Source organism: Glaciimonas sp. PAMC28666 (assembly GCF_016917355.1).
GTDB lineage: Bacteria > Pseudomonadota > Gammaproteobacteria > Burkholderiales > Burkholderiaceae_D > Glaciimonas.
In genome coordinates this window covers 2,977,692-2,990,853 of record NZ_CP070304.1, presented here as the reverse complement: position 1 = coordinate 2,990,853, position 13,162 = coordinate 2,977,692, and the positions used below count along the sequence as shown (strand labels likewise).

11 protein-coding genes are annotated in these 13,162 nt (G+C 51.7%); 1 reads left to right on the top strand and 10 read right to left on the bottom strand.

Going from position 1 to position 13,162, the window contains the following annotated elements; all coding sequences use genetic code 11:
• Nucleotides 1-8 precede the first annotated feature (8 nt).
• The 9 genes from JQN73_RS12840 to JQN73_RS12800 form a co-directional block, all read right to left on the bottom strand.
• Nucleotides 9-905 (bottom strand): TauD/TfdA family dioxygenase, encoded by an 897-nt coding sequence (locus JQN73_RS12840; protein WP_205319259.1) that lies wholly within the window; start codon nucleotides 903-905, stop codon nucleotides 9-11.
• 104 nt (nucleotides 906-1,009) lie between these two features.
• On the bottom strand, nucleotides 1,010-1,957 hold the full coding sequence (locus JQN73_RS12835) for a cupin domain-containing protein (RefSeq protein WP_205319257.1): 948 nt from the start codon (nucleotides 1,955-1,957) through the stop codon (nucleotides 1,010-1,012).
• A gap of 220 nt (nucleotides 1,958-2,177) precedes the next feature.
• Complete coding sequence (locus tag JQN73_RS12830) at nucleotides 2,178-3,068, bottom strand: LysR family transcriptional regulator (RefSeq protein ID WP_205319255.1); 891 nt, start codon at nucleotides 3,066-3,068, stop codon at nucleotides 2,178-2,180.
• Between the two features lie 114 nt (nucleotides 3,069-3,182).
• The gene (locus tag JQN73_RS12825) at nucleotides 3,183-4,820 is read right to left on the bottom strand and encodes a class I adenylate-forming enzyme family protein (RefSeq protein WP_205319253.1); all 1,638 of its coding nucleotides are present in this window, start codon (nucleotides 4,818-4,820) and stop codon (nucleotides 3,183-3,185) included.
• 491 nt (nucleotides 4,821-5,311) lie between these two features.
• The gene (locus tag JQN73_RS12820; protein WP_205319251.1) at nucleotides 5,312-6,136 is read right to left on the bottom strand and encodes an AraC family transcriptional regulator; all 825 of its coding nucleotides are present in this window, start codon (nucleotides 6,134-6,136) and stop codon (nucleotides 5,312-5,314) included.
• Between the two features lie 113 nt (nucleotides 6,137-6,249).
• Nucleotides 6,250-7,803: a tripartite tricarboxylate transporter permease gene (locus JQN73_RS12815; protein ID WP_205319250.1), complete on the bottom strand. Its 1,554-nt coding sequence runs from the start codon at nucleotides 7,801-7,803 to the stop codon at nucleotides 6,250-6,252.
• A 3-nt stretch (nucleotides 7,804-7,806) separates the two neighbouring features.
• Complete coding sequence (locus JQN73_RS12810; protein WP_205319248.1) at nucleotides 7,807-8,271, bottom strand: tripartite tricarboxylate transporter TctB family protein; 465 nt, start codon at nucleotides 8,269-8,271, stop codon at nucleotides 7,807-7,809.
• Between the two features lie 447 nt (nucleotides 8,272-8,718).
• Nucleotides 8,719-9,885 (bottom strand): acyl-CoA dehydrogenase family protein, encoded by a 1,167-nt coding sequence (locus tag JQN73_RS12805; RefSeq protein WP_205319246.1) that lies wholly within the window; start codon nucleotides 9,883-9,885, stop codon nucleotides 8,719-8,721.
• A gap of 97 nt (nucleotides 9,886-9,982) precedes the next feature.
• A complete protein-coding gene (locus JQN73_RS12800; RefSeq protein WP_205319244.1) occupies nucleotides 9,983-10,747 on the bottom strand; it encodes a crotonase/enoyl-CoA hydratase family protein in 765 nt (254 codons plus the stop codon).
• Nucleotides 10,748-11,008: 261 nt separating this feature from the next.
• Between JQN73_RS12800 and JQN73_RS12795 the strand changes: the two genes are divergently transcribed.
• A complete protein-coding gene (locus JQN73_RS12795) occupies nucleotides 11,009-12,115 on the top strand; it encodes a CaiB/BaiF CoA-transferase family protein (RefSeq protein WP_205319242.1) in 1,107 nt (368 codons plus the stop codon).
• Between the two features lie 212 nt (nucleotides 12,116-12,327).
• Here JQN73_RS12795 and JQN73_RS12790 read toward each other — a convergent pair whose 3' ends face one another.
• Nucleotides 12,328-13,122, bottom strand: a complete 795-nt coding sequence (locus tag JQN73_RS12790; protein ID WP_205319240.1) for a TetR/AcrR family transcriptional regulator — start codon at nucleotides 13,120-13,122, stop codon at nucleotides 12,328-12,330.
• Between the last annotated feature and the right edge of the window lie 40 nt (nucleotides 13,123-13,162).

The window sequence follows — 13,162 nt, the reverse complement described above, 5'->3', positions numbered from 1 at the left end:
ATCGCTATTTAAGCTGCAACCACCGCAGCGTCGCCTACAATCGTGGTCCGATGCATGACGCGACGTTCATCTGCGTCGAACTTGGTCACCTGATGCATCGTGCAACGGTTATCCCACAACACGACATCATCCGTTTCCCAGCGATGTGAATACACAAATTGCGGCTGGCCAGAAAATTCGGTCAGCTCTGCAATCAGACGGCGCCCGGCATCCGATGGCATGCCTTCTATTTCTTCGTTATAAATCGGGCTGATGTAAAGCGACTTGCGTCCGCTTCCGGGATGAATCCTTACCAGCGGTTGCCATACTGGCGGCATGGCGGCCCGCTCTTCATCTGTCAATGGGCGCAAAGAGTTCTGCTTTTGCAAGAACTCGAAATCATGTAATGCGCGGCGGCCTGCCACTTCAAGTTTCAATCTTTCTGGCAGCGCTTCATAGACAGCGTACATATTGGTAAATTGAGTTTCGCCACCAGTGCGACTCACTTCAATCCCGTGCAATAAAGATCCGGTACAAGGTATCGCACGGTAGCTGCTATCGGTATGCCAGAATTGCGCGAGAGAAACCTGGCGCGCAGTCGGATGAGACAAGGGCATCAATACGTTATTTTCATCGACGTTTGATACACGGAAAATCTCACGCACGCTTTTTGAACGAATGATGTCTTGATGGAATATTTCCGGCTCGCCGAAATTGCGCGTGAACTCGACGTGCTCCAGATCGGTAATGTGTTGATTCGGAAAAACCAACACCAGATGCTCCATCCATATATCGTTCAACAACCGCATCGTTTCCTGATCCAGCTTCCGGCGCATATCGATACCAAGCACTTCAGCACCCAGCGCCGCGCCTAATGGGCGAACTGTCAGTGATGCGTTTGACGTATTTTTGACGTAAGTCGACATAAAGATATCTCCAGATCTAGAAAAAGAATTATTGGTTTTAGGTAGCACAAGAGGCGGCACTCGCGTGCCGCCGTGGTCAACTTTGGCGCAGCTGCATGAGGTAACTAATCGGCGAATGAAAAGCCCATTGCCCTGGTGTAATAGTAGATGCCGCCATCCTGAATAATCAAAAACATGGCGCGCTTTTCACCCTCGTTATGATGCGAGTGGACCGAGACCGCTGGCGTCACCGTGGTAGCCCATTGCGACCATTCTTTGCGTTTGCCGTCGACCATCGAATAACATCCTTCGCCCTGAATAATCAGCGCCATCGCCATCGCATTGTGTCGATGTGGACGCTGGGCATCGCCGGGCTGCAGGGAATTCATCGCCACCGTCAGAGTGGGCAACACATTACGGATTGCCAATTGCGATGTTGATGACAAAATCAAGGCCGAACCCGGAATGTCTTTTCCACGCCCGACTTTATATAGCAGGTCGATCTGTTTGCTTATTTCATCTGCCGGATAATGCACGACGCACGTTGGAGACTTCCCCTGTTCCGGCGCGCGCAAATGTTCAAAGGCGAGTTGCGGCTCATTAGTGACGATCCACAGAATCGCATCGGCTCCATGCGCCTGGTAGCAATGCACACCGCCACCGGGTAAGACGAATACGTCACCAGCGCTCCAGGCGATCTGCTCGGATTCACAATCGGTGGTGCCGCTACCGGTAATGACATAGACGATAATGCCGCTGGCGATAAATTCCGTGTTTAAGGTCTCGCCAGCTTTGATCTTGGCGTAACGTGCCAACGATAATGGTGTAGTTGCCGGAACCAGACTTTCGAGCTGTGCCGACACATCGCAGGCGATCAGGCCGGTTGGCGTATCGGCATGGAAGGCGCGTGCTGGCTCATCGATAAAACTTTGATCGGGAACTGCAGGTAATTTAACGTCGAACGCATTGCCTGTATTAAAGTACCGCGCCGAGGCCTGCGCCTTGGTCTTTGGTTCGGCGGCAAGCTGAACTGGTAAATCCGCAATTGTCATGGGACGCGTTGCTTCAAGCATGGTGATCTCCTGTCGTTTTATCGCCGTTTTTTCCTCCCAGACGGGATGGATCGAAACGATCTTTATGGGTCTTACGTTACGCCGCTCATCCACTAGGGTCAAACGAGAAATTCTTGTCGATACCGATCACTGAGACCATCAATTAACAACATTATTAATTACTTTCATTGCACAGCTGAACGATACCGATTCATTGCTTTGATCAAGTCATTGCGGTCAACTAAGTCACCGGCGGTAGTCGGCAAACTTCAGACACGATAGCGGCGAAATCGGCGATTGCCGGGTCTAAACTATCAACCCGGGTGGCCACAAAAAAAGTGATGGAAGGGATCGGTGGCCGTGATTCCAACGCCACTAGCATTCCGCTGTCCACATCGTCTTTGATCAATTCTTGCGGCATCATGCAGACACACACGCCGCCACGCGCGACATACAGCATTGTCGACATATTGTTACAAAAACTGATTGAATCCGGCACCACTCCATCATCCGCAAACCAACCCTGCATCTGGGTAAATAGGCGAGCGTCGCGACTGAGAGAAATGATGGGCAATGCCGCGATCTCACGTGGGCTGACCACTTTCAACTCACCAAGCAATGCGGGTGCGCCGACCCACACCACCTTCATTGCACCAATCGGCACGGCTTTAATTTCAGCGTTATTTATGGGACCGCCCACAATGGCGACATCTATTGCACCGCGTCCCAGTTTCTGCAACAGGCTGGCATTCAAGTCGATATCAAACTCGACCGCAAGCCCAGGATATCGCTGCTTCAATGCATTGATCATTGCGACTAAAGAACGTGCGGCAATCACTTCTCCCAAGCCGATCTTGACCACACCGCTGGTAATCTCAGGCTTGCCAGCTGTCAGTCGCAGCTGAGATGCGTCGATCACCACTTTTTCTGCGTGCACCAGTAATTCGCGCCCTTTAAGGGTGAGCTGAACATGCCGACCTATACGGTCAAATAAGACTACGTCGAGTTCCATTTCGAGTTCGCGGATACGTGACGAAACACTCGCCTGAGACGTGTACAAGCGTTCGGCAGCCGCACTAAAAGTGCCGAGCCGGGAAATCCAGCAAAAGGTTTCAAGTTGCTGAATGTTCATGGGAATATTCTAGTCTCCACATCACTTGGTCAGATCATCTGGTTCGCCTGCACGCTAGTGCATCAATGCACCGGCGCACCGACGCGACGGCGCACCGATGCATCGTTGGCGCGATTATTTTGTGGGGGAAGTCAATGCCGTAGCCATCGCTTTCAACTCCCGGCGCAAAACTTTGCCGGTCGGGGTCACCGGTAAGGCCTCGCAGATTTCAATACGATTTGGTACTTTATAGCTGGATGCAATGGCACGGCAATGGGCTTGTAACTCTGCACAGCTGACTTCCATACCCGGCACCGGCACGATAAAGGCGACAATCATTTCGCCCCGGTCAGCATCGGGTGCGCCCGTCACGCCAGCCAGCGCCACGGCGCTGTGCTGTTGGAGCAACTCTTCAATTTCAGCGGGCGCCACGTTAATACCTGCACGCTTGATCATCTCAGTGTTACGTCCGACAAACTGCAAACAACCGTCAGCGGTCATCCGTCCCAGATCACCTGTTGGGAAATAGCCGTCCAATGTGAACGCGGAGTCGTTAAGCTCTATGCTAATACCGGTGTATCCGGGCGTCACATTTCCGCACACCTCAATCATGCCGGTTTCACCTTGTGGCATTTCTTCCCCAGAGTCCGCATCCACGATCCGTACCGTCACACCGGGAAGAGGCTGTCCTTGCATTTGCTTGCGCTGCTCCAGTGTCCAGTGGTGCCAGGTGACGCAACAGTTACCATAACTTTCAGTTTGACCGTACACATTGCAAATCTCGGTCGCACCGAGTAGTTCGGCGGCATTGACGACATCTTGTGCGCTGCCGATGGTCAGGCCGGTACGCAGGCTGCGCGTCCTCTCGCTACGGAATGACGGATGCGTCACGATACTGGTTGTCATCGCAGGCAAGGTATATATCGCCGAACAAGCATGTTGCTCAATCAGATCAATCGCGCCAGCCGGTTCGAAACGTGTCTGCAATACCAGTGCAGCACCGTGCGTGAATGTGGCGCACATCGCATTTGCCGATCCGTAGGACCAGAACAAAGGCAACGCCAGAAGAACTTTTTCGTACGGTGTATAACCTTGCCGCTCGCCGATGTTGAATGCATTTTCAATCATTGCACACTGCGTTAAGCGCACTGCTTTTGGATAAGAGGTTGAGCCTGACGTATACAAAATCATTGCATCATCGCCATTCTGACCGCCGCCACCCGGTGCCTGCGACTCGTCGAGTGGTGTATGAAGACTGACAAAATCCTCATAAGCAACGGCACCGACCAGTGGCGTATGACCGGCGTCATTGTCACCGATCGCAATAACTGCCTCTAACTGCGGAAATCGCTCGGAGCGCCACCGCCCCGGTGCTGCGGAACCCAATTCGGGTATCAACGCAATCAGGTCGGCGGCATAATCCTGCTCACCAAAACTCTTAAGTGTGAACAATTGTTTTATTTTTGAATCGGCCAGCAAAAAATCCAGCTCTGCGCGTTTCGACCAGGTGCTGAAAGGAACCGCCACCGCGCCAAGAGCCGCCGCACCGATACAGACTTCGACCCACTCCGGACGGTTGTTGACTAAAATACCGATCCTGTCGCCACGCACTATCCCTGCGGCGCGCATGCCAGCAGCGACCCGTCTCACGCGTAATTCGAGCTCAGGATAAGTGACACGTTGATCTCCTGCAATGATGGCCGAGCGATCCGTGTACCGCTCCGCCATTTCACATACAAGGTCAAATAAATTTCTACTGTAAGGTGCACGCATAGATCGCTAAAGTCTCTTCAATGGTTATAACAAATTCGAGTGCCTCGAAAGCATCTCGTATGGGAAATAAAAAAAGACAAGGCAACCAGGCGTATGCCGGAGGATTACCAAAGGGCAGATGATGCGATGATCTCGTGCATTTACGCTGATAGTCGTTGCACCAGAGTAGTCATCCTGGCCGCTTCGACAATTAATTCTGGTGCTGATTATTCGCGCAAACCATTCCATCGCCGCGCTGGTTGATAGAAACTCTTATAAGAAATTCAAACGAAGTTCCCATAAGTTTTCCAGCAAGCGCTTGTTTCTTTCTCCTGTCGTATCAGCTCTATGCTGTCGACATCTTGTCATTTTTATTTACCCAACAGTAGTGCGCACACGTGTTGCCGTCAAACGAGAAAATATTGTAGATATTTATTAGTCTTTCCATCTTGCGTCTTTAACGCTCAAGAGGTCAGATCTTATTGAGCAGACTTGGGTAGCCTTCAGCAAACTCAAGTTGCATCAGGTGGGTGTATGGTCTGCCCGTACATGCTGATCTTCTGGCAATTCTTAAATAACAGCGTAGGCGTCATGCCAAACACCTGACGCACAGAGTGGCTGAAATGGGTCGAATCGGGATAGCCGGTGTTGAGAGCCAGATACACCAGATTGGTCGAATCCATCAAACGATACAGCAAACTCCGACCGCGCTTCCACGACCGAAAACTGCGGAATGGTACGCCCACATTTTCACGAAAGAGATGCAAGAATCTGGATACCGAAAGGCCTGCTTCACGGGCGCTATCGATCGCCGTTGCCTGACCGCACGGGTTCCGTTTTATCGCCTCTACCAACGATGCGATACGTGGCTCAAACGCACGCGGTAGGGTCAATAACTGCCCGAAAAAAAACATGTCGAAATCTTCTGTCTGCGGGTCGGCGATATCACCAAGACTATTAATTTTCAGGTGTGCGTCGCGCACCCGTTGAACCAAAGCTTCATCAACAAGTTTGCCGGATGCAGCTTTCAAATAATCCGGCAATTGCGCAGCGTCTACCGTTTCTGGCTCTATATGGAACACCGCCACCAGGCGGTTACCACAATCGATGCGGTGCGGCGTATAAGCCTGCACAACTGCCAGGTCGGTGTTTACCCATTCACCATCGTTTATGCTAATCAATATCGGGTCGGACAGCGATACAAAAATGATGATGCTACCCATCACGCGCGTGGTCCGCTGTCCCATCAAACCCGAATAAAAGACGCGATCAGAATTGATCCATATGTGGCGTTGGCGGGTCGGGCGCTTTTTAATGGCTAGTGCATCATTTGTCATTACAATATCCACCAATATTGATTGCCAGGCATACAGCCTGATGTGTCGCCCCCTGCCCCAAATATGCTGGCAAGGGTGGAAGGCAAACCCGATATCGCGCTATGGCAACTCTATCAGCCTTCCTCAACAACCGGAATTGCTGTCGGCGTCACTGGCCGCAGTTTTGCCATTTTTTTCCGTTGACCGCTCCGCACCGCGAAAAACAGTTGCGTGAGAATCAGGAAGGCGCACACGGCAAGGAATCCACCGCTAATTGGGCGCTGCACGAACACCATCATGTCGCCCCGTGAAAGCAACAATGCGCGTCGGAAATTTTCCTCGACCATCGGTCCCAGCACATACCCCAGCAAAATGGGTGCGACTGAAAAATCCAGGGCGACAAAAACAGCACCAATCAAACCGAATATCAATACTTCACCAATTTCAAACAGACTGTTATTGGTGCTATACACGCCGACAGCGATAAAGAAAAGCGCTGCCGGATAAAGGTAACGATAAGGAACCTGAAGCAGTTTTACCCAGATACCAATCAGCGGAACATTCAATATCACCAGCAACACGTTGCCAATCCAGAAGCTCGCGATAAGTCCCCAGAAAAGGTCGGCATGTTCCGTGATCAGTTGCGGTCCAGGTTGAATTCCCTGAATCAACAGTGCGCCGAGGATCAGCGCCATTACGGCGTCGCCGGGAATACCCAGACTCATGGTCGGAATAAAGTCCACCTGGGTTTTTGAGTGTGATGCGGCCTCTGGACTAGCCACACCTTCAATCGCCCCATGACCAAAACGTTCAGGCGTTTTCGATATTTTGCGTTCGAATGCATACGCAATAAAGGTTGTTATCGTTGGTCCGGTACCTGGCATGGCACCAAACAGAGTCCCGATCAACGTGCCGCGCACCATTGGAAAAAAAGACTGCTTTAGCTCAGCCTTGCTGGGTCGCATGTCACGCAAACGCATTTTGACGCCTTTGGCGACAACCTCCATCCGATTGACGCTGCGTAAAAATTCGGTCACACCAAATAGTCCCAGCGCTAACGCCACCAATTCAACCTTATCGGACAGCTCGATCAGTCCCATGGTGAACCGGGCCGTACCAGTATTCACATCCGTTCCTACCAGTCCGATCATCAGGCCTACCAAGGTCATCGCTATTCCTTTTAACGGAGAGCCCTTTGACATGGTACCGCCGCAAATCAGGCCAAGTAGCATGATCGAAAATATTTCAGTCGGCCCAAATTTGAAGGCAACACTCACCAAAAGAGGCGATGCGAAAATCATCACAACAATACCGAACGAGGCGGCAAAAAATGATGAAATCATCGTGATACCGAGCGCGGTTCCACCCTTGCCTTGTTTAGTCAGCGGGTAACCATCAAGGCAGGTCACTGCATGCGGCGGATGGCACGGCAAGTTAAGCAAAATTGCACCGATGGCGCCACCATACTGCGAGCCATAGAAAATGCCGGCCAGCATCAAAATCGCAGGAATTGGATGCAAGGAGTACGTCAGGGGCAGCAGCATGGAAATCGCCGAGAGCGCACCCATACCCGGCAAAACTCCGATCAGATTACCAATCAATACACCGACAAACGACCACATCAGATTGTGTGGCTGAAGCGCAACGCCGAAGCCTTGCCACAAATCCATTAAAGACTGTCCGATCATGACTTAACCCCACTGAAACAAAGGAAACTGCAATTTAAGGGCCCACCAAAATATCACCACGCACACCGCTACCATCGCCGACGATAGTAGGAACGCGCTCTTTAGTGAATTTTTCCGGTCACCCATTGCGGCGATGAAAACAATCGCAAAGGTTGCCGGCAACAGGCCCCCATACTTGCCCAATACCACGAACGCGACGATGGAAAGAGCGATGCAGATCCAGCCGCGCCATTCTGGACGCACATACTTCTCTTCCGCGGCGGATGCGGAATTCTTAGCGGTAAGAGCGATTGCCGCGCCGACTAACATCAACAAGGTCCCGAGCGCGACCGGGAAAAATCCCGGGCCCATTTTGCTCAACGTGCCGATGTTATAAGTGCGCCCTTGCACCACGGCACCCAAACCCAACAACATCATTAAGCCACCGCCGTAATAATCTTTATTATATTTATTGATTAAGTTGCGCATTGTCATCCTCCATTGCTACATTGAATTTATTTTTATCTTTATTTCTCGCGCGACATATTTCAAGCCTTCTGCGCTAAACCACCTGGTATCTGGCACTTAAAAGTGCTCGATAAACATTGTCTGGCGACCCAAGTGGGCGTCCAGCGTGCTCCTTTTCAGGAAGCATATTTACAGGTGGTTTTTAGAGTATCTCCAAAGCTTTTGTTGGTATTTTTACAGGCCGACGAAATTTCAGGCCCGACTCCAACTAGCTTAATTTATTTTTATACTATTTGGTATTGTAAAGTACTTTAAGGTATAACCCAAAACTTTACAAGTTGATGTAACCGTACAACAATACCCCCAACCGAAAGCTTCACGGCACATTCCTTACGAGGGCAAGATGTTCGTTGCACGACGAGAATGCGACCAGACCTGACCATCAACCCACTAGCCAAAAAATTAAACCTACGCGATTACCGGCTTCCGAACTTTCGGTAATATTGCATTGCCGATAATTTGCTTCATGACTTCGGCAGTACCGCCACCCAGGCGACACATGCGGGCATCAGCGAATGCGCGTGCGATTGGATATTCCCACATGTAGCCCCATCCACCGAAAAACTGCAGACATTGATCCATGACTTTTCCTTGCAGTTCAGTGGTGACCAATTTGGCCGCGGCGGCATCGGTCGCGTCCAGTTCGCCCTTCAGGTGCAACTCGATACAACGATCAACAAATACCCGTTGTGCCAATATTTCGGCATGCAACTCGGCTAGCTTGAATCGCGTATTCTGGAAATCGCCCAGCGTCTGGCCGAACATCTGGCGCTCGGTAACGTAATCTATCGTCCACTGCAACGCTGCTTCGGAACTCGACACGCCACGAATGGCCTGGACCAGACGCTCTTGTGCCAGTTGCGTCATCAACATAACGAATCCGCCACCTTCTTGACCGAGCAGATTGCTGACAGGCACGCGCACATCGGAAAAAAATAATTCCGAAGTATCCTGGGCTTTGCAGCCGATTTTTTCCAGCTTGCGTCCACGTGTAAAACCTGATCTGTCGGTCTCGACCAGAATCAAGCTCACGCCCTTGCCTCGCGCCTTAGGATCCGTCTTGCAAGCGAGTACCAACAAATCAGCGCTGTGGCCGTTTGTGATAAAGACCTTCTGTCCATTAATCACGTATTCATCGCCTTCACGTAACGCTTGTGTGCGCATGGCTTGTACATCGCTACCGCCCGACGGCTCACTCATCCCCAGCGCCACAACCACTTCGCCCGTTGCCATTTTTGGCAGCCACTTTTTTTTCTGCTCTTCTGTACCGAAGTCCACCAGATAAGGCGCAATGATGTCTGATTGCAGATAGAAGGTTGGACCGGTGGCACCAACTCGTGCCATTTCCTCAATCAGGATGGCACTATGCAAGAAGTCCCCGCCCATGCCGCCGTATTCCTCGGGAACATTACAGCATAGCAGGCCTAGTTCGCCGGCTTTAAGCCAGAGTTCGCGCGGCACTTGACCGGCTTTCTCCCAGTCGGCGTGGAACGGCACGATGTGTTCTGCGATAAAACGACGTACGGTATCGCGAAAGAGTTCATAGTCGGAACTAAAAATGGTACGTGGAATCATGAGAACACTCTGGGTTATAGGTTTGAAACGCACACACTGAGTAAGCTGCCGGCATTTTTAAATTATTTTTATTTTTTCAGCACACACAAAGTCACTCTCAGGTGCATGTCCACTTCGCTGCGCGCTTTTCGGCGAATGCCAGCGCGCCCTCACGCGCATCGTTTGAGCGCAGAATCGCTCCCGTGATCGCCTCCTGGCGTGCGAACATCTCATCCAGCGCCCAATCCCGTTGCTCAACTATCACACGTTTACTCGCCGCCACCGACATCGGTGCGTTGGCAAGGATCAGGCGCGCCAGGCGCTTGGCTTCTGCCAATGCATCACCCGGCTCGACTAACCTGTTGATCAGTCCGTAGCGCTCCAACCGCTCAGCCGATATCATTTCTCCCGTGAGCGCTATTTCCATTGCGATGCGCTGCGGGATCAACCGCGGCAAACGCAACAATCCGCCAGCCGCCGCGGCCAGTCCGCGTTTAACTTCTGGCAGACCGAACATCGCCGTGCGCGAGGCCACCAACAGATCGCAAGCCAATGCCGATTCGAAACCCCCTGCCAATGCAAAACCCTCAACAGCGGCGATTACCGGCTTGCGCGGCGGTGTCACGGTAATTCCCAGAATCCCTCTACCTTCGACCCGCGTAACTTCTCCGCGCGCGAATGCCTTGAGGTCCATACCAGAGCAGAAATTGCCACCGGCACCTGTAAGAATCGCCAGATGTAAATCATCGCGCCGGTCCATTTCGTCCATGGCCTCGCACACGCCGAAAGACACCGCCCGATTCGCTGCATTTCTTGCCTGCGGCCGATTGATCGTTATGATCACCAGGCCATCTTCGTGTTCGACCAACACTTCATCTGTCATGGTTTGTATCCTTGTAGTTGTGCTTGCCACGCCGCGGTGCTTTCGATGTGTCGCTCGGCTATGTCGTCATACTAAACGGTACTATTAAGTACGGTCAAGTATATACTTGAAGACAATCGGACCGGATTTCCATAAAAACCACGGATCTCACAGCTCTGCCGGAGGGGTCCGGAAATTCCATGATCAGAAACACACATACCTGCTAGTATTTGTTCTATACTCTTCGGTATTGAGGCATTCATTCTAGTTAGGCAACCACTTATGGCAGCACTTCCATTGGCCGGCATTCGCATTCTCAGTCTGGCCGAACAATACCCTGGCCCCTTTGCCACGATGCTCCTAGCGGACCTCGGTGCAGATGTGATTCTGATCGAACGACCAGACGGCGGTGACCCTTCTCGTCGCTTCCCGGGACTGTTTTCATCTCTCAACCGCAACAAACGTTCAGTGACTCTTGATCTTAAATCGGCGTCCGGTAAGGAACAGTTCTTGAAACTGGTGGATACTGCCGACGTTGTCATAGAAGGGTTCCGCCCCGGGGTGATGGCCCGCTTAAAACTGGATGCAGAGACACTGCGCGCGCGCAAACCCTCGCTTGTGTTCACCTCGATTTCGTCGTTTGGCCAGAATGGCCCGATGGCGGGCGTGGCTGGCCACGATATCAGCATTCAGGGTTCGGTCGGCATGCTTGATGTTCCACAAGGGCAGGAAGCTACCGCAACCTTGCCGGTCTTGCCGCTAGCCGATATATCATCCGCGATGTTTGCTGCGTTGGGAGTCGTGACCGCGCTATTCGCACGATCAAGCTCAGGCCAGGGCGCCCAGATTGATGTATCCATGTTTGACTCGCTGGTCAGCTGGATGACGCCGTTTCTGGTCCCTGTGATGAACCAGCAACCCATCCGCCCACTACCGCCGGAAGATCCTGGATATGGCATATTTGCTACTGCCGACGGACGTCAGATCACGTTAAGCATTGCCGGTGAAGATCATATGTGGCGTGCCTTGTGCGAATTGATCGGAATGTCAGAATTCGCCGCACTCTCTGAGCTAGAACGCAATCAACGCGCCAGGGAAATTGATCCACATTTGCGCAAGGCGATTGCAAGTCGCAGTTTCGAGTGGCTGTGTCAAAATCTGGAAATTGCACGCATCGCGTTCGGTCCGGTACTCAAAGCAGAAGACGTCGTTCAGGATGCGCATGTTAATGCGCGCCGCATGGTGGTGGAAATTGAAGGCGAACACAAAAATGCACAAAAGAATGAACGCTTCATCCGCCAACCGCTGATTATCGACGGACAAATGGGTCCAATCCTTCGGCCCGCTCCGGGTTTAGGCGAGCATAGTAGCGAAATATTGGGAATATAAGACTAAGGTGAGCGCGAACCAGGACGGACACTGCGCTCATGTCACTACGCTGTTAATTTTTTGTTAGATTGGCGATTCCCTTTCTTACCAGGCTATCGCCAGGCATGTCCTCGCCAACTGCGCTACTTTTGTGGCTGACTTTGCTTGAAAGCCCAACCTTTAATCACAGGCTTGCCAGCGAGCTGGTTCCAATTGGCAAATACCACCTAAAATCAAGCCGCTTCCGCTACGACACGCGCTCGTTTGCGGCGTTTGGACCTGGCCTGAATCATGGCCAATACCAGGTCAGAAACGTGCTCAGCGGTTTCGACCTGCTTTAAACGGCCATGAGGTCGAAACCAGACGCAAGACCAGCTTACGATACCGCCGACCGCAAGCGAGGTGATGCGAACATCGTCGACCGTAAATTCGCCGGTTGCGATGCCATCTTCTAACAAGCCGCATAACTTCCGATCAAACTCGCGACGCATCTCCTCAATGACTTCACTGTCTTTTGGGGATAAATGCTTTTGTTCCCGCATGTAGATTGCAATCGCTTCCTGGTTCTCTAATACCGCCAGCGTAAAATCATGCACCAGTGACCTTACTTTTTCGGTAGGAGAAAGCTCCGAGGCAACGACATGATTGAGGACTTCGAGCGAAGCGCGAATGCCGCGCGAACATATTTCTGCCAGCAGGTCGTTTTTGGATTTGAAGTGTGAATAGATGAACGGTTTGGTGACATTGATTTTTTCGGCAACCGCCTCCAAGGTCGTGTTGTTAAAGCCATTGTGATAAAACAGTTCAACCGCCACCGCAATGATACGTTCACGTTTGAGTCTGGAAACTGCGTCACGAATATCTTCAACATCAGCCGATGCTCTGCGCTTCATATTTGGAGAGACATCCGCCCCTGGACTGCCCAATGGAATAACCTTGCGGCGAACCGTCAACCCTTGCGCAGGCACGGCGGACATTTGGACGACCGCCAATGGGTCATTGCTTTTATGGTCGGAATTATTTTTCATGTTCTACTTTGTATTTTTTCGAATGTGTAGAACTCAGCAG